Source organism: Streptomyces sp. NPDC059456 (assembly GCF_042750055.1).
Classification (GTDB): domain Bacteria; phylum Actinomycetota; class Actinomycetes; order Streptomycetales; family Streptomycetaceae; genus Streptomyces.
Window position 1 is genome coordinate 1 of record NZ_JBHYVA010000107.1, and the last position, 16973, is coordinate 16973.

12 protein-coding genes are annotated in these 16973 nt (G+C 73.6%); 5 read left to right on the forward strand and 7 right to left on the reverse strand.

The features are described from left to right. Positions 1 to 299: 299 nt before the first annotated feature. The 7 genes from ACFXA3_RS12620 to ACFXA3_RS12650 all read right to left on the reverse strand — a co-directional run bounded on the left by ACFXA3_RS12620 (position 300) and on the right by ACFXA3_RS12650 (position 10356). Entirely contained in the window at positions 300 to 2096 is a 1797-nt protein-coding gene (locus ACFXA3_RS12620; protein WP_385185777.1) for a PQQ-binding-like beta-propeller repeat protein, read from the reverse strand. Between the two features lie 42 nt (positions 2097 to 2138). Then, on the reverse strand, positions 2139 to 3791 hold the full coding sequence (locus tag ACFXA3_RS12625) for a PQQ-binding-like beta-propeller repeat protein (protein ID WP_385185780.1): 1653 nt from the start codon (positions 3789 to 3791) through the stop codon (positions 2139 to 2141). A 157-nt stretch (positions 3792 to 3948) separates the two neighbouring features. Then, positions 3949 to 5745: an ABC-F family ATP-binding cassette domain-containing protein gene (locus ACFXA3_RS12630; RefSeq protein ID WP_385185782.1), complete on the reverse strand. Its 1797-nt coding sequence runs from the start codon at positions 5743 to 5745 to the stop codon at positions 3949 to 3951. A gap of 27 nt (positions 5746 to 5772) precedes the next feature. Further along, entirely contained in the window at positions 5773 to 7104 is a 1332-nt protein-coding gene (locus tag ACFXA3_RS12635; RefSeq protein ID WP_385185785.1) for an acyltransferase, read from the reverse strand. A gap of 98 nt (positions 7105 to 7202) precedes the next feature. Beyond that, complete coding sequence (locus tag ACFXA3_RS12640; RefSeq protein WP_385185788.1) at positions 7203 to 8120, reverse strand: 4-(cytidine 5'-diphospho)-2-C-methyl-D-erythritol kinase; 918 nt, start codon at positions 8118 to 8120, stop codon at positions 7203 to 7205. Further along, a complete protein-coding gene (gene rsmA / locus ACFXA3_RS12645) occupies positions 8117 to 9028 on the reverse strand; it encodes a 16S rRNA (adenine(1518)-N(6)/adenine(1519)-N(6))-dimethyltransferase RsmA (RefSeq protein WP_385185791.1) in 912 nt (303 codons plus the stop codon). The genes ACFXA3_RS12640 and rsmA overlap by 4 nt, the downstream gene beginning before the upstream one ends. Then, positions 9025 to 10356 carry a ubiquitin-like domain-containing protein gene (locus ACFXA3_RS12650; protein ID WP_385185793.1) on the reverse strand — a complete coding sequence of 444 codons (1332 nt, stop codon included), beginning with the start codon at positions 10354 to 10356 and terminating at the stop codon, positions 9025 to 9027. Before ACFXA3_RS12650 ends, rsmA begins: the two co-directional genes overlap by 4 nt. A gap of 799 nt (positions 10357 to 11155) precedes the next feature. Here ACFXA3_RS12650 and ACFXA3_RS12655 point away from each other — a divergent pair. The 5 genes from ACFXA3_RS12655 to ACFXA3_RS12675 form a co-directional block, all read left to right on the forward strand. Further along, a complete protein-coding gene (locus ACFXA3_RS12655; protein ID WP_385185807.1) occupies positions 11156 to 12208 on the forward strand; it encodes an FtsK/SpoIIIE domain-containing protein in 1053 nt (350 codons plus the stop codon). 120 nt (positions 12209 to 12328) lie between these two features. Continuing rightward, positions 12329 to 13732 carry an ABC transporter substrate-binding protein gene (locus ACFXA3_RS12660; RefSeq protein WP_385185796.1) on the forward strand — a complete coding sequence of 468 codons (1404 nt, stop codon included), beginning with the start codon at positions 12329 to 12331 and terminating at the stop codon, positions 13730 to 13732. Between the two features lie 4 nt (positions 13733 to 13736). Then, on the forward strand, positions 13737 to 15062 hold the full coding sequence (locus ACFXA3_RS12665; RefSeq protein WP_385185798.1) for a carbohydrate ABC transporter permease: 1326 nt from the start codon (positions 13737 to 13739) through the stop codon (positions 15060 to 15062). Continuing rightward, on the forward strand, positions 15059 to 15898 hold the full coding sequence (locus ACFXA3_RS12670; RefSeq protein WP_385185801.1) for a carbohydrate ABC transporter permease: 840 nt from the start codon (positions 15059 to 15061) through the stop codon (positions 15896 to 15898). Before ACFXA3_RS12665 ends, ACFXA3_RS12670 begins: the two co-directional genes overlap by 4 nt. A gap of 122 nt (positions 15899 to 16020) precedes the next feature. Then, on the forward strand, positions 16021 to 16973 hold a 953-nt coding region (locus ACFXA3_RS12675), incomplete at its 3' end, for a glycosyltransferase family 2 protein (RefSeq protein ID WP_385185804.1).

The window sequence follows — 16973 nt, forward strand, 5'->3', positions numbered from 1 at the left end:
GGCCCCCGCGCGGCGCGCGCGGTAGCCCCCGGGCCGGGGCCCCGCGGGGGGGGGCCCCCCCGGCGCCCCCCCGGGGCCCGGCGCGCTTCGGGGCCCCCGCCCCCCCCCTCGCCCCGCAGCCGGTGCTCGTCGAGCACCATGACCCGTACGCCCATCGCGCACCCACCCCCGACCCTTCTGCCCCGGCAAGCTACACGCTTGTTCGACGGCGCGCGGCGGATACCGCGCAGAAGCCCCCGGAAGGCGGACCTTCCGGGGGCTCGTGCGCGCTGCGCGGGGTGGCCGGGATCGGCCGGGGATCAGCTGGCGCTGAAGGAGACGAACAGGTACTCGGGGTCGCCCTTGTCCGAGTACGGCTTCCTGGCCGTCGTGCGGGAGATGAAGAGCTTGCCGTTGTGGTAGCGGTATTCGGAGTAGTCGGGCGAGAAGCCGGTCTCGGCGGTGCGGCTGGTCTTCTCCGCCGGGTTCTCCATGAGGAGGGTCTCCTTCATCGTCGTGCCGTCGATGCTGACGATCTGGCCGCCCTTGTCGTACGGGGGCTCCTTGTACGCGATGATGTTCGACCCGTCCATGCGGAGCGGGAACAGGGTGTACCGCTCGCCGGCGTCGGCGCGGTCGGTGGTCTGCTTGCCGGTCTCCAGGTCGAAGGAGAGCAGCTCGTTGGTGCGGCCGACCGGGTCCTTGCCCTGGTGCTCGATCGAGGGCAGGTAGACCTTGCCGTTGCCGACGACGAAGCCGGAGCACTTCTCGACCTCGGTGCCGCCGCACTTGCCGCCGAAGTTGCCGGAGGCCAGCGAGATGCGGGCCTTGAGCTCGCCCTTGGGGTCGACGACGAACAGGTCGCTGACGCCGGTGGCGTTCTTGGCGGTCTTGCCGACGTCGGCTGCGACGATCAGGGGCTTCGTGGAGACGATGGACGCCCACTCGATGCCCGGGGAGAGCTTGTACGAGGCGGTCTGGGCGCCGGTGGCCGGGTCCAGGGTCTGGGCGTAGAGGGTCTGGTTGTCGCCGCGGCCGCACTTGCGGATCACGGCGAGGCCTTCGCCGCCGGCGTAGCCGCTGTCGTAGCAGCCCTCGCCGTCGACCTTGGGCGTCCACAGGGACTTGCCGTCGGCGAGGTTCCAGGCGGCGCCGCCGCTGGTGCCGCCCGCGGCGACGGTCTGGCCGCTGAGCGTGACCTCGTAGTAGGAGGCGGGCCGGTCGCCGGTGGTGGCGCCCTTGGCGTTGCCCGACCACAGGAGCTTCCCGGCGTTCAGGTCGATGACGCCGACCTCGGTGCACGCCGGGTACTTGTTGTCGGGGGTGGGCTTCGTCGGCCGGAAGAGGACCGCCGTCTTGTTGTCGCTGACGTGCTTGGTGGCGCCGCAGAGCTCGCCCGGGAGCGGCACCTCCCACTTCTTGCCGCCGTCGACGGTGTTGTAGCCGACGACCTTGGCCACGTCGGACTTGACGTAGGTGGAGTCGGTCAGCCAGGAGCCGGCGACGGTGACGACCTCGTCGGGGGTCGGGTTCGGCTGGTTGAACAGCGGCTTCGACTTGGTGTTGGCGGGCGCCTTCTCCGAGCCGGGGGTGCCGCCGCCGGGCTTGTCGGTGCCGGTGCTGCCGTTCGCGGTGGGGGTCGTGCCACCGCCACCGTCACCGCCGTCGCCGGAGGCGTACCAGAGGCCGCCCGCGATGATCAGGACGATGGCCAGCAGGGCCGCGCCGACGATCGTCAGCTGGGTGCGCTTGTCGTTGCCGCCGCCGCCCGGGCCGGCCGGCACCGGGGCCTGGGCCTGGGCCGCCTGCATCGGGGCCGTGGGCGCGCCGTAGGGCGGCGGGACCGGGGCGCCGGGGGCGGGCTGCTGCTGCGGGTAGCCGTAGCCCTGCTGCGGATATCCGTACGCCGGCCCGCCCTGCGGGGGCACGGCCGGCGCGGCCGGCGGCGCCTGGGGCGGCGCGGGCGGCTGCTCCGGCGCGGCCGGGTGCTGCTGCGGCGGCGCGGCGGGCGGCACCGGCGGCGGCGCGCCGAAGCCGCCGGGCGGCGGGTCCTGCGGGGCGCCGAATCCGCCGGCGGGCGGCTGGTGCGGGGGCGGCGGGGTATTCGGGTTACTCATCGGGGTCTACTGCCCTCTCGGTGGGCGACTCGGTGGACTCGTTCACTTGCCGAAGACCATCAGGAGCTTCTCGGCCGTGCCCTGGGCGCGAAGGCGGGACTGGGAGACGAAGAGCCGGCCGCCCGCGTAGTCGACGGTCGGGTCGTAGAAGGAGCTCTCGATCGGGGCGGAGGTTCCCGACGGGTTGCGCAGGAGCGCGGTGGGCGTGCCGCCGCCGGCCGGGACGGAGACGACCTCGCCGCCTTGGTCGGTGGTGGCCTTGCGGTAGGCGATCAGCTGCCCGTTCGCGGCGCCCAGCGGGGTGAGGGTGCGGCCGTCCCCGGCGGGGGTGCGCCATTTGGCCTTGCCGGTGTCCAGGTCGAAGGCGACGATCTCGTTCGTCTTGCCGGATGCGGGGACGGTCGGCAGGTAGAGGGTGTTGCCGTCGACGGCGGTGCGGTTGCAGACCTCGACGGACCGGAAGATGCCGTTGGTGCACTCGGTGGCGAAGGTGCCCTCGCCGCTGACGGTGGCGCGCTGCTTCCCGTCGGGTCCGAGGACCACGATGGCGCGTTCCTTCTTCTCCTCGTTGCCGATGTCGAGGACGAGCGGGTCCAGCGAGTAGACGGCGCCGACCTTGTACTTGAAGGGCAGTTTGAAGGTCCAGGTCTTCTTGCCGGTGACCGGGTCGGCGTCGGAGACCTCGCTCGACATGTCCTCGTCGTAGCAGGTGGCGAGGGCGATCATCCTGCCCTTGTCCGCGACGTACGCGTCGGGCTTGCAGCCTTCGGCGGTGGCGCTGCCGAAGAGCTTGTCGCCGGTGCTGACCTTGAAGGCGCTGGCGGTGCCGCTGCGGCTGACGGCGATGGTGTCGCCGGTGATGCCCAGGCTGGGGCTGGTCATGATGTCGAAGAGGCCCTCCTTGGGGACCTCCTTCGTCCAGCCTTCCTTGCCCGTCTTGAGGTCGACCTGCTTCATCTGGTTGCAGGTGGCGGAGTCGCCGTCGCCGTCCTTGAACATGACGACGGTCTTGCCCTCCGCGGTGGTCTGGCGGGTGACGGCGCAGACGGGAGTGGGGAACGCGAGCGTCCACTTCTCCTTGCCGTCGGTGATCCCGTAGGCGGTGAGGTTCTTCCAGACGCTCTTGACGACGGTGTCGCCGACGATCCACTGGCCGGCGGAGTCCACGCCCATGCCGGGGCCGTCGATCTTGACGGTCTTCAGCCAGAGGGTCCTGTCCTCGCCCTGCTTGCGGCCGGCGTTGAAGTCCTCGGTGTCCGCGGAGCCGTTGCCGCTGCCGTCTCCCTTGTCCGGTTCGGCGGAGGGCTTGCCGTCGGCGGGTGCGGAGCTCTGCGCGACGGGCTTCTTCACGTCGTCGTCGCTGCCGGCGAAGAAGGCGAACCAGCCGCCGGCGCCGAGGACGAGCGCACCGGCGACCGCGGCGGCGATGACGACGGCCGTCTTCTTCTTCGCGGGCGGCTGCGGCACGCCGGGGCCCGGGTACATGCCGACGGTGGGCATTCCGGGGGGCGGCGGCGGGAGGTGGCCCTGCTGCGACGCGGGCTGCACCGGGTGCACGGGCTGCGTCGGGGGCTGCTGCGCGTACGGGTTCTCACCCTGCTGCGGATACCCGTACCCGGGCTGCGGGGGGCCGGGGAGGTGACCGTAACCGGAAGGTGCAGGCGGCTGGTTCGGCGGCTGTGGCGGCTCGGTCATCAGCGCATACCTTCGGCGTCGGGTGGCGTAGGGGAGATGACCTTTCTACCACTGACGGCGTTCTTACATCGGGCCGGTCCGCCCCCTGTTCCCAAGGGAGGACCGGCCCGTGACAACGCCGTTATCCCGCCGGTTGACGCCCGTGGGGGCCGAAGACCTAGGCCTCCTCGGCCAGCTCCAGCCAGCGCATCTCCAACTCGTCCCGGTCTGAGATGAGTTCGCGGAGCTCGGCGTCGAGCTTGGCGACCTTGTCGAAATCGGTGGCGTTCTCGGCGATCTGCGCGTGCAGGTTCGTCTCGCGGTCCGACATCTTGTTGAGCTGGCGCTCGATCTTCGCCAGCTCCTTCTTCGCGGCGCGGGCGTCGCCGGAGGACGTCGACTTGGCGGCGGCGGGGGCCGGGGCCGGGGCGGCCGCCTCGATCATCTTCTGCCGGCGTTCCAGGTACTCGTCCAGGCCGCGCGGCAGCATCCGCAGGCTCGCGTCGCCCAGCAGCGCCATCACCGTGTCGGTGGTGCGCTCGATGAAGAACCGGTCGTGGGAGATCACGATCATCGAGCCGGGCCAGCCGTCGAGCAGGTCCTCCAGCTGCGTGAGGGTCTCGATGTCGAGGTCGTTGGTGGGCTCGTCGAGGAAGAGCACGTTCGGCTCGTCCATCAGCAGCCGCAGGATCTGCAGCCGGCGCCGCTCGCCACCGGAGAGGTCGCCGACGGGCGTCCACTGCTTCTCCTTGGTGAAGCCGAACTGCTCGCACAGCTGACCGGCCGTCATCTCACGGCCCTTGCCGAGGTCGACGCGGTCGCGTACGCGCTGCACGGCCTCCAGGACCCGCAGGGACGGATCGAGTTCGCCGACCTCCTGGGAGAGGTAGGCGAGCTTGACGGTCTTGCCGACGGTGACGCTGCCCGCGGCGGGCTGGACGTCGCCCTGGGTGCGGGCCGCCTCCGCGAGGGCGCGCAGCAGCGAGGTCTTGCCGGCGCCGTTGACGCCGACGAGGCCGATGCGGTCGCCGGGGCCCAGGTGCCAGGTGAGGTGCTTGAGGAGGACCTTCGGGCCGGCCTGGACGGTGACGTTCTCCAGGTCGAACACGGTCTTGCCGAGGCGGGCGTTGGCGAAGCGCATCAGCTCGGACTTGTCGCGCGGCGGCGGCACGTCGGCGATGAGCTCGTTGGCGGCCTCGATGCGGTAGCGCGGCTTGGAGGTCCGGGCGGGGGCGCCGCGGCGCAGCCAGGCCAGCTCCTTGCGCATCAGGTTCTGCCGCTTGGTCTCCTCGGTGGCGGCGATGCGCTCGCGCTCGGCGCGGGCGAAGACGTAGTCGCTGTAGCCGCCCTCGTACTCGAAGACGGCGCCGCGCTGGACGTCCCACATGCGGGTGCAGACCTGGTCGAGGAACCAGCGGTCGTGGGTGACGCAGACGAGCGCGGAGCGGCGTTCCTGGAGGTGCTTGGCCAGCCAGGAGATGCCCTCGACGTCGAGGTGGTTGGTGGGCTCGTCGAGGACGAGGAGGTCCTGGTCGGCGATGAGCAGCTTGGCGAGGGCGATGCGGCGGCGCTCGCCGCCGGAGAGCGGGCCGATGACGGTGTCGAGGCCCTGGCCGAAGCCGGGGAGGTCGAGGCCGCCGAAGAGTCCGGTGAGCACGTCGCGGATCTTGGCGTTGCCGGCCCACTCGTGGTCGGCCATGTCCCGGATGATCTCGTGGCGGATGGTCGCCGCGGGGTCGAGCGAGTCGTGCTGGGTGAGGACTCCCATGCGCAGGCCGCCGCTCTGGGTGACCCGGCCGGTGTCGGGCTCCTCCAGCTTGGCGAGCATGCGGATGAGGGTGGTCTTGCCGTCGCCGTTGCGGCCCACGACACCGATCCGGTCCCCCTCGGACACGCCGAGGGAGATGCCGTCGAGCAGGGCACGGGTGCCGTACACCTTGCTGACTGCCTCGACATTGACCAGATTGACGGCCATCAGACGCGCTCCAGGGAAGGGTGTGGATCAGCCCCTCAGCCTAACCCTCCGAGCGGACGTCGAGCGCTCCACCAGGAGCCAGCCGCCCAGAGCCATGCCGATGGCGGCGGGCGCGGTGACCGGGAGGGCGATCAGGACGGCGCTGTGGCCCTGGAGCAGGCCGCCGAGTCCGGTCATGGACAGGCCGAGGATGCCGAGCAGGCACAGGATGGTGCCGAGGGCGGCGAGGGGCCCGCTGCCGGGTGCGGCGGCCGTGCGCGCGGGGGCCTCGAAGCGGCGCAGGAGCGCGACGAGGACGCCGGTCAGTCCGGCGGCGGCGAGCAGGCGGAGCGGGACCTGGGCCCACCAGGCGGCGGTGGCGGGCTCGGGCAGGCGCAGGCCGAGGCCGAGCTGGGCGGCGTACACGGCGAGCATGGCGGTGAGGTGCCAGAGGAAGGCGGTCATGGCGATCCCGTTGGCGGCGACGACGGTGCGCCAGACGCGGGGCCGGGCGAGCAGGGCGGCGGCGGGCGCCTTGAGCAGCTCCACGGCTCCGACGAGCCAGATCCCGTGCGCCAGCAGGGCGAGGGTGGGCGGGGCCATGTTGGACACCTTCTCGCCCGGCATCCCGACCATGGACAGCGGGTAGGGCCCGTACGCGACGAGCAGCACGGCGCCGGCGAGCCCGGCGGCGGCGAGCAGCACGGGCCGGGTGATCCGGCCGTCGGCGCGCAGGAAGCCGAGCTGGTGGACGGCGAGCCAGACGAAGAGGAAGTTCAGGAACCCGGCGTACGGGACGGTCAGCGCGAAGCGCAGTACGTCGACGGCGGCCGCGGATCCGGCCAGGAGGGCGAAGGCCCCCCAGCCCCACCGCCGGTGGAGCTCCAGCAGGGCCGGGGTGAAGGCGACCATGGCGAGGTAGATCCCGATGAACCACAGCGGCTGGGTGACCAGCCGCAGCGCGGCCCCGGTCAGCTTGCCCTCCCCGCCGCCGGCGAGCTGTACGGCGAGCGCCCCGGCGGTCCACAGGAGGACGAAGACGAGGGTGGGCCGCAGCAGCCGCTGGAGCCGGGCCCGCAGGAAGGCGGCGTAGACGGGCCGCCCGTCGGAGCGGCGGGCCAGGGACCGGTACGACAGGGCGTGCGAGAACCCGCCGACGAAGAAGAACACCGGCATGATCTGCAGGCCCCAGGTGAGCACTTGGAGTGCGGGGACCAGGGCGAGCAGGTTGCCTATGCCGTCGCTGCTGACGGCGGCCATCAGCCAGTGCCCGAGGAGCACGGTGCCGAGCGAGGCGACCCGCAGCAGGTCGACGTACCGGTCCCGGCTCCCGGGGGTGGCCTCGGCGAGGTCCTTGGCGGTGTGTGCGGCGTATCCCATGGGTGCACGTTCCCGCCCGGGGCCCGGGCGGGAACAGAGTGCGGATACTCACTTCGCCCTGGGTACCCGGGCATCGGGCACGTGCGTGCCCGGGACCGTCAGGACGGCAGGACCGTGGCGCCGGGGGCCGGGCCGGCGGCGGTGCGGGTGGTGCGGCAGGTTCCGGAGGCTTCGAGGGCCGCGGCGACCTTGCGCGCGGATTCCGGGTCGCGGACCAGGAACGCCGTCGTGGGGCCGGAGCCGGAGACCAGTGCGGCCAGTGCTCCGGCGGAGGTGCCCGCCTCCAGCGTCGCGGCCAGCTGCGGGCGCAGGGACAGCGCGGCCGGCTGGAGGTCGTTGGCCAGGGTCGCGGCGAGCGCGTCGGCTTCGCCGGAGGCGAGGGCCGCGAGGAGGGCGGGCGAGGCTTCGGGGGCGGGGATCGTCCGGCCCTCGGCGAGGCGGTCGAACTCGCGGAACACCGCCGGGGTCGACAGCCCGCCGTCGGCGACGGCGAACACCCAGTGGAAGGCGCCCGCCTCCACGGGGGTCAGGAGCTCGCCGCGCCCGGTGCCCAGGGCCGCCCCGCCGAGCAGGCTGAACGGCACGTCGCTGCCGAGCTCCGCGCACAGCGAAAGGAGTTCGGCCTGCGGGGTGTCCAGGCCCCACAGGGCGTCGCAGGCGAGCAGGGCGCCCGCTCCGTCGGCGCTGCCGCCGGCCATCCCGCCGGCCACGGGGATGTTCTTCGCGATGTGGATGTGGACGGCGTCGGACAGGCCGTGGCGGGCCGCGAGGAGCTCCGCCGCGCGGGCCGCCAGGTTGGTGCGGTCGAGCGGGACCTGGCCGGCGTCGGGTCCGGTGCAGGTGACGGTGAGGGCCTCGGCCGGGGTGACGGTCACCTCGTCGTACAGCGAGACCGCGAGGAAGACGTTGGCGAGGTCGTGGAAGCCGTCGGGCCGGGCGGCGCCCACCGCGAGCTGGACGTTGACCTTCGCGGGGACCCGTACGGTCACCGGGCGGGGGCTGTCGGCGGCGCTCACAGGGCCGGCCTCGGCGCGGCGGGCTTGTGCTCGGCGATGGCCGCGAACTGCTCCACCGTCAGCGACTCGCCGCGCGCCTGCGGGGACACTCCGGCGGCGACCAGCGCGGCCTCGGCGCCGGCCGCCGAGCCGGCCCAGCCGGCCAGGGCGGCGCGCAGCGTCTTGCGGCGCTGCGCGAAGGCCGCGTCGACGACGGCGAAGACCTCCTCCTTCGAGGCGGTCGTCTTGATCGGCTCGGCCCGCCGCACCAGCGAGACCAGGCCCGAGTCCACGTTCGGGGCCGGCCAGAAGACCTTGCGGCCGATGGATCCGGCGCGCTTGACGTGCGCGTACCAGTTCGCCTTGACCGAGGGCACCCCGTACACCTTGTTGCCGGGCTCGGCGGCCAGCCGGTCGGCGACCTCGGCCTGCACCATGACCAGCGTGCGCTCGATCGTCGGGAACCGGTCCAGCATGGTCAGCAGCACCGGCACGGCCACGTTGTACGGGAGGTTCGCGACGAGCGCGGTCGGCGCCGGCCCCGGCAGTTCCTCGACCAGCATCGCGTCGGAGTGGACCAGCGCGAAGCGGTCCTTGCGGGCCGGCATCCGCGCCTCGATGGTGGCGGGCAGCGCCGCGGCCAGGATGTCGTCGATCTCGACGGCGGTGACCCGGTCGGCGGCCTCCAGCAGCGCGAGCGTCAGCGAGCCCAGCCCGGGCCCCACCTCGACGACGACGTCGTCGGGGCGTACCTCGGCGGTGCGCACGATGCGGCGCACCGTGTTGGCGTCGATGACGAAGTTCTGTCCCTTCTGCTTCGTCGGCCGTACGCCGAGTACGGCGGCCAGCTCCCGGATGTCGGCCGGGCCGAGAAGGGCGTCGGAGGTCGTGCTGGTGGTGCTCTCGGGCTGCTGCTCTGCGGTGCTCACCGGTAAAGCGTACGGCCGCAGTGCGGCCAGGGGGTCGCCCCCCGCTGCACGTAGAGCTTCTTGGCCCGGTACGTCTGTTCCGGGCCCGGTGCGTCCTGTGGGCGGCCGCTGCCGCCGAGGCTGTGCCAGGTGGTGACGTCGAACTGGTAGAGGCCGCCGTACGTGCCGGAGGCGTCGGTGGCGGAGGGGCGTCCGCCGGATTCGCACCGGGCCAGCGCGGCCCAGTCGAGGCCGTCGGCTCCGGCGACGGAGGTCGGCAGCGGTCTCGTGCCGACCTTGACGATCTGGGTGACGGGATCGCGGACGGTCTCCTCGGCGACCTTGCGGGGCTTTTGCCGGACCCCGTTGACGGTGCGCAGGACGTACGTGACCCTGCGCGCTCCGGGCCGGCCGGCCTGCTCGACGACTTCGGTGCCGGCGAACAGGTCGTCGTCCTCGGTCCGCTCGATCGCGTACGGGATGTGCTCCTCGCGGACCTCGCGGGTGCCGGTGATGCGCAGGACGGTGACGGTCTGGCCGTCGCGGGGGAAGGAGCCGGGCGGGACGGAGGTGGTGTCCTGGCCCTGGAGGGTGATCCCGGCCTGGCCGAGGGCTTCCCGGATGGTGGCGGCGTTGGTGCGGATGGTGCTCTCGCGGCCGTCCGCCATGAAGGTGACGCTGCGTTCGGTGCGGACGGCGAGGGAGAGGCCGGCGCGGGGCACGGGGGCGGTGCGCGGGGCGGAGAGGTAGGCGCCCTCGACGCGGACGCCGAACTGGCGCAGTGCGCTCTCGACGGTGGCGGCGGTGGTCCACACCCGGCGGGTCTGTCCGTCGAGGGTGAGGTTCACGGGGCGGCCGTGGCGGACGACGATCTCGTCGCCGTCGTCGAGGGCCTGTGCGCGGCCGGGGGCGACGAGGTCGTGGGGGCCGGCGCCGAGTCCTTCGGAGGCGAGGAGTTCGCCGACGTCGTCGGCGAAGGTGTGCAGGGTCCGGGGCTCGCCGTCCACGGTGAGCCGTACCGACTTGTCGGCGGCGACGAAGGCCGTGGTGCCGCCGGCCAGGAAGGCGACGACCAGCGCCTGCGGGACGATGCGCCGCCAGCTGTCGCGGCCCGCGGCCGTCCCCGCGGGGGCGCTGCGGCGGCGGCGCCCCGGCCGGGGGGCCGGCGGGGCGGGGGGGGCGGCCGCGCCGGCCGCGGCCGCGGTGCCCGACGCCGATGATCCCGCCGCGCTGCTGCTGGCCGCGCTGGGGCCGACCCCGCGGCTGTGGTCCCGGCCCCGGGGACGGCTCGACGTCGGCCTCGGGGCCGGGAGCCGGATCGCGTTCCAGGACGTCGGCGCGCTCGGCATCGCCGGGCCGCGCGGACGGCTGACCGGCGTCGCCCGGTCCGTCGTCGCGCAGCTCGCCGCCCTGCACGGGCCCGGCGAGCTGGAGATCGTGCTCATGGCCACGGACCGCGCGCGCGTCGTCGCCGACCGGCGTGCCGACTGGGGCTGGCTCGGCTGGCTGCCGCACGTGCGGCCCGCGCACGGCCAGGACTGCCGGCTGCTCCTCGCGTACGACCGCGACCAGGCCGGCGCCCGCACCGCCGAGCTGACCCGCCGCCTCGACGACGGTCCGCTCGGCACGAACTGGGCCGCCGCCGACCCCCGCGGTGTCCGCGAGGCCGCGTCCGCCCACCAGGGCCCGTACACGCTGCTCGTCGTCGACGGGGACCCGGGCGCGGGAGCGCTGCGCGACCTCACCGGCCGGCTCGCCTCGCACGGGCCGGCCGCCGGGATCCACGTGCTCGTGCTCGCCGAGACGCCGCCCGCCACGCCCGCCTCCCCCGTCACCGACACGTACGAGGCCGCCTGCGCGAGCAGCCCCGCCTTCCGGGACTGCGGGGCCGTCGCCCTGCTCAGCGGTGATGTGGCCACGACCGTACGGACGTTCGCGGTGACCGGCGGCAGGCCGGCCCCGTCCGGGACCACCGCCACCGCCGACGCCGTCTCCGCGGCCTGGGCCGAGCGGTTCGCCCGTGCGCTCGCGCCGCTGCGCGCCGAGCCCTCGCCCGCCGGGCCGCGGCGGGCCGTGGCGGCCGCGCTCCCGAGCACGGCCCGTCTGCTGGACGAGCTGGGGCTGGCCCGGGCCACCCCGGCGTCGCTGATGGCCCGTTGGGCCGCCGCCACGGACCAGGGGCAGGACGTCGGCGGGCGCGCCGAGCTCGTCCTCGGCAGCGGGCGGCGCGGGCCGGTCGGTGCCGAGCTGGTCCAGGACGGGCCGCACCTCCTCGTCGAGGGGCCCACCGGGAGCGGCCGTACGGAGCTGCTGCGGTCGGTGGCGGCCTCGCTGGCCGCGGCCGCCCGGCCCGACCGGCTGGGCCTGGTCCTGCTGGACGGGGCCGGCGGCGAGCGCGGTGACGGGCTCCAGCCCTGCACCGAGCTCCCGCACGTCGCGGCGCACCTCGTCGCCTCCGACCCGGTCCGCATGCGGGAGTTCGCCCAAGCCCTCGGCGCCGAGCTGAAACGCCGCGTCGAGGTCCTCGACGGGGTCCCGTTCGCCGAGTGGCATGCTCGCCGCGCCCTGTCCGACCGGCTGGTCTCACCCCGTCGGCCCAGTCCCGGCGAACTGCTCGGCGATCTCGACCCGCAGCGCTCGGGCACGCTGCGGCTGCGGTCCGCCGCGCCGCGCACCGAGCCGGCCGGGCCCGGTCCGCTGCCCCGCCTGGTGGTGCTGGTGGACGATTTCGACGCGCTGGTCGCGCCGGGGCTGGGCAGTACGGGCCGCCCCGCCGCCGGCTCCGTCGTCCGGGCGCTGGACGCGGTGGCCCGGGACGGTGCGCGGCTCGGCGTGCACCTGGTGGCCGCGAGCGCCCGTCCGGACCGTACGGCCGACAGCGAGCTGGCCCGTACGAACCCGCTCCGGATCGATCTGGACGCCCCCGACCAGCCGGGCCCGGGCCGTGGCCGGCTGCGGTACGCCGACGGGCGGACGGTCCCGTTCCAGGGTGGCCGGGTGACCGGCCGGATCCCGCGGACGGCGACGCAGCGGCCGACCGTGGTGCCGGTGGAGTGGGAGCGGATGGGTGATCCCCCGGCCCGCCGTCCGGTGCGCGAGCTGGGCAACGGCCCCACCGACCTGGCGCTGCTGGCGAGTGCCCTGGACCGGGCCGCGCACCTGGTCTCGGCGATACCCGTGCTGTTCCCGGCGGCCCCCTGAGCGGGCGGTGCCCGGCCCGTACCGACACGCTGCGGCGCGGGTGAGGCGGTATTGCGGGGGTGCGCGGCGCGGCGTAGACCTTGTGGGACGAGTCACACCACGGGCATCGGGGGCAGAGCCATGCGCAGGCAGGGAACGAGCCGTACGACGGACCGTAGTCGCGGGAAGGACAGCAGAAGGAGCCGCGGCGCCGCCTGGGCGGCCCTGGCGGCCGCGGGCGCGCTGGCGCTGAGCGGGTGCGGTGGCGGTGGCGAGAAGGACGGCCCGCCGCAGGGCGGTGAGGCGTCGACGGCCGGGCAGCGGGTGGAATTACCGAAGCTGACCGGCGAGAAGCTGGAGGTCGCGGCGGTCTGGACGGGCCCGGAGCAGGCGAACTTCGAGAAGGTCCTGAAGGAGTTCGAGAAGCGTACGGGCGCGACGGTCACGTTCGTCCCGGCGCAGGACCCGATCGTCACCTTCCTCGGTACGAAGATCGCGGGCGGTCAGCCGCCGGACGTGGCGCTGCTGCCGCAGGTCGGGGCTCTGGTCTCGGCGGTGCAGAACAAGTGGGTGCAGCCGGTCGGCCCGCAGGCGCAGGCACAGCTCGACAAGAACTACTCGGACGGCTGGAAGAAGCTGGGCGCGGTCGACGGCACCCAGTACGGGGTGTACTACAAGGCCGCCAACAAGTCGCTGGTCTGGTACAACGCGAAGGCCTTCGAGGCGGCGGGCGTGCAGCCCCCGAAGACGTGGAAGGAGCTGCTGACCGCGGCCGACACCCTCTCGGCGTCCGGTACGCCGGCCGTGTCGGTGGCCGGTGCGGACGGCTGGACGCTGACGGACTGGTTCGAGAACGTCTACCTCTCGCAGGCGGGCCCGCAGAAGTACGACCAGTTGTCCAAGCACCAGATCAAGTGGACGGACGAGAGCGTCAAGCAGGCGCTGACCACGCTCGGGGAGCTGTTCGGCCGCAAGGACTTCCTGGCGGGCGGCCCGAGCGGGGCGCTGGCCACCGAGTTCCCGAAGTCGGTGACGCAGACCTTCACCGGGGGCGACCGGCCGGCGGCCGCGATGGTCTACGAGGGTGACTTCGTGGCGGTGAACATCGGGCAGACCGAGGCGAAGGTGGGCGAGGACGCGCTCGTGTTCCCGTTCCCGGCGGTCGGCGCCAAGGCGCCGGTGGTCTCGGGCGGCGACGTGGCGGTCGCGCTGAAGCCGTCGAAGGGCGCGCAGGCGCTGCTGACGTTCCTGGCCTCCCCGGACGCGGCGGAGATCCAGGCCCGGGAGGGCGGTTTCGTCTCCCCGAACAAGTCGGTGGACCTGAAGGTCTACCCCAACGACATCCAGCGGGGCATCGCCAAGGCGCTGATCGCGGCGGGCGACGACTTCCGCTTCGACATGTCGGACCAGGCCCCGGCGGCGTTCGGCGGGACGCCGGGGGCCGGCGAGTGGAAGGCGCTCCAGGACTTCCTGGCGAACCCGTCGGACGTGGCGGGCACCCAGGCCAGACTGGAGGCGGACGCGGCCAAGGCCTACGGGAACTGATCCCGTGGCCCCGGCCCCTTCGGCAGCGCGGGCCGCGGAGGCCCGGCGGCGCCGTCTCGTCGCGGCGGCGTTCCTCCTGCCCGCCCTGGTGCTGCTCGGTGCGCTCGTCGTGCATCCGATCGGCTACTCCGTCTACCGCAGCTTCTTCGACCGTTCCGGCGACGTGTTCGTGGGCGGCGGCAACTACCGGGAGATCGTGCACGACGACACGATCCGCACGGCCCTGAAGAACACGGCGCTGTGGGTGGTGCTGGCGCCGACGACGGCGACCGCCCTGGGCCTGGTCTTCGCGGTGCTCACCGAACGGGTGCGCTGGGGCACGGCGTTCAAGCTGCTGGTGTTCATGCCGATGGCGATCTCGATGCTGGCGGCGGGCATCATCTTCCGGCTCGTGTACGACCACGATCCCGGCCGGGGGGTCGCGAACGCGGTCTGGGTCGGGGTGCACGACACCTTCGCGCAGTCCTCGGCGTTCCCCAAGGCCCGGCCGGGCCGCGACTCCCCGCTGGTCCCCGCCGCGGGGGCCGACGCGGGCGGCTTCACGACCCGCGATCCCGTACGGGCGGGCGTGCCGGTGCTGCTCCCGCTGGTCGGCGTGGCTCCCGGGGCCCTGCCCGAGGGGACCCGTACGGCCAGGGCCGCGCCCGCCGAGCCGGGCAAGGTCACGGGGACGGCCTGGCAGGACTTCACGCGGGGCGGCGGCGGCCGGACGAACGTGGTCGACGCGACCGAGTCGGGCCTGGCGGGCATCCGGGTCGAGGCGGTCAGGGACGGCCGGGTCGTCGATGCGGCCACGGCCCGGGCCGACGGCACGTTCACCCTGTCCGCCAAGGCCGACGGGGCGTTGCTGCGGCTGCCGGCGTCGAACTTCCGGGAGGCGTACGCGGGCGTCGAGTGGCTCGGCCCGGCGCTGGTGACCCCGGCGGTGATCGGGGCGTACGTGTGGATGTGGGCCGGTTTCGCGATGGTACTGATCGGGGCGGGGCTGGCCGCCGTACCGCGGGAGCTGCTGGAGGCGGCGCGGGTGGACGGGGCGAACGAGTGGCAGGTGTTCCGCCGGGTCACGGTGCCGCTGCTGGCGCCCGTGCTGGCGGTGGTCCTCGTGACCCTGGTCATCAACGTGATGAAGATCTTCGACCTGGTGTTCGTGATCGCGCCGGGCTCGGTGCAGGACGACGCGAACGTCCTGGCCCTCCAGCTCTACCGCACCTCGTTCGGCACCGACGCCGATCCGGGGCTGGGCAGCGCGATCGCGGTGCTGCTGCTGGTGCTGGTGCTGCCGGTCATGCTCTACAACATCCGCAGGCTGCGGAAGGAGGGGCTGCGATGAACCGGCTCGCGGCGGGCGCGGCGGCCGGAGCCGTCCGCGTGTTCCTGGTCCTGGCGGCGCTGTTCTGGCTGGTGCCCACGCTCGGGCTGCTGATCTCCTCCTTCCTGTCCCCCACCGACCTGAACCGGGGCGGCTGGTGGCAGGCGCTGACGGCGCCGGCGCGGCTGACGACCGAGAACTACGCGCACCTGCTGGCCGACGACACCATCACGAGTGCGCTGCTCAGCACGGTGGCCATCACGGTCCCGGCGACGCTGCTCGTGGTCGTGCTGGGCTCGCTGGCCGGATACGCCTTCGCCTGGCTGGAGTTCCCGGGCCGGGACTGGCTGTTCCTGGTCGTGGTGGGGCTGCTGGTCGTCCCCGTGCAGGTGGCGCTGATCCCGGTCTCGGAACTGTTCGGCTCCATCGGGCTGTTCGAGACCACGGCCGGGGTGGTGCTGTTCCACACCGCGTTCGGGCTGCCGTTCGCCGTCTTCCTGCTGCGCAACTTCTTCGCGCAGATCCCGCGCGAGCTGCTGGAGGCGGCCCGCCTGGACGGCGCGGGCGAACTGCGGCTGTTCGCCCGGGTGGTGCTGCCGCTGGGCGGGCCCGCGATCGCCTCGCTCGCCATCTTCCAGTTCCTGTGGGTGTGGAACGACATGCTGGTCGCGCTGGTGTTCGCGGACTCGGCGAACCCGCCGATCACGGTCGCCCTCCAGCAGCAGGTACGGCAGTTCGGCAACAACATCGACGTGCTGGCGCCCGGCGCGTTCCTGTCGATGGTGGTGCCGCTCGTGGTGTTCTTCGCCTTCCAGCGGCAGTTCGTCTCGGGGGTGATGGCGGGGGCGGTCAAGTAGAACGGCGCACCCGACCTGCGGTGTTGACGCAGCGCAACCCGAATGCCACACGCTGCGTAACCCGATCGCCACGCCGGGGTTGCTGGGGGAGCAACATGCCCGCGCCGACCCCTGGATGTGCCGTGCCCCGGTTCAGCGTCATCGTGCCCGCGTACAAGGTTCAGGCGTACCTCCAGGAGAGTCTGGATTCGGTCCTGTCCCAGTCGTACCCGGATCTGGAACTGATCGCGGTCGACGACGCCTCCCCGGACGCCTGCGGTTCGATCATCGACGAGTACGCGGTGCGGGACCCGCGGGTGACCGCCGTGCACCTGGCGCACAACCTGGGCCTGGGGCCGGCCCGCAACGCGGGCCTGGCCCGGGCCACCGGCGATTACCTGGTCTTCCTCGACGGCGACGACACCCTCGCCCCGGGCGCCCTCCAGGCCATCACCGACCGGCTCAAGGACACCGGCTCCCCGGACGTCCTCGTCTACGACTACGCGCGCACCTTCTGGACCGGGGAGGTGGTGCGCAACCGCCTCTCGCACCGGCTGTCCGAGGAGGGCCCGGCCAGCTTCCGGCTCGCGGACCGCCCCGCCCTGCTCGGCATGCTGATGGTGGTGTGGAACAAGGCGTACCGCCGCGAGTACGCGGAGCGCGAGGGCCTCGAATTCCCGCCCGGCTTCTACGAGGACACCCCCTGGACCTATCCGGCGCTGCTGGCCGCCGAGTCCATCGCGGTCCTGGACCGGGTGTGCGTGCACTACCGCCAGCGGCGCACCGGCTCGATCCTGACCACCACCAGCCGCCGCCACCTGGACATCTTCGACCAGTACGACCGGGTCTTCGGATACCTCGGCTCCCGCCCCGGGCTGGAGCGCTGGCGCCCCACCGTGCACCGGCGGATGGCCGAACACTTCTGCGCCCTGTACGCCGACCCGCGCCGCCTCCCCCGCGGCTGCCGGGCCGAGTTCTTCCGCCGGGCGTCCGCGCGGGTGCGCGGCCCCCCGGGGGGGGGCCCCGCGCCGCGGGGCGCGGCGGTGCTGGGGGGGGGGCCCGGCACGCGCCCCCACGACACCGTGCCGTTCGCCCT

Excerpts from the sequence above, each read along its gene's own strand:
- ACFXA3_RS12620 (WP_385185777.1), bottom strand. The coding sequence starts at position 2,096 with ATGAGTAACCCGAATACCCCGCCGCCCCCGCACCAGCCGCCCGCCGGC.
- ACFXA3_RS12625 (WP_385185780.1), bottom strand. The coding sequence starts at position 3,791 with ATGACCGAGCCGCCACAGCCGCCGAACCAGCCGCCTGCACCTTCCGGT.
- ACFXA3_RS12630 (WP_385185782.1), bottom strand. The coding sequence starts at position 5,745 with ATGGCCGTCAATCTGGTCAATGTCGAGGCAGTCAGCAAGGTGTACGGC.
- ACFXA3_RS12635 (WP_385185785.1), bottom strand. The coding sequence starts at position 7,104 with ATGGGATACGCCGCACACACCGCCAAGGACCTCGCCGAGGCCACCCCC.
- ACFXA3_RS12650 (WP_385185793.1), bottom strand. The coding sequence starts at position 10,356 with ATGCCGAGCGCGCCGACGTCCTGGAACGCGATCCGGCTCCCGGCCCCG.
- ACFXA3_RS12655 (WP_385185807.1), top strand. The coding sequence starts at position 11,156 with ATGGCCCGTTGGGCCGCCGCCACGGACCAGGGGCAGGACGTCGGCGGG.
- ACFXA3_RS12660 (WP_385185796.1), top strand. The coding sequence starts at position 12,329 with ATGCGCAGGCAGGGAACGAGCCGTACGACGGACCGTAGTCGCGGGAAG.
- ACFXA3_RS12670 (WP_385185801.1), top strand. The coding sequence starts at position 15,059 with ATGAACCGGCTCGCGGCGGGCGCGGCGGCCGGAGCCGTCCGCGTGTTC.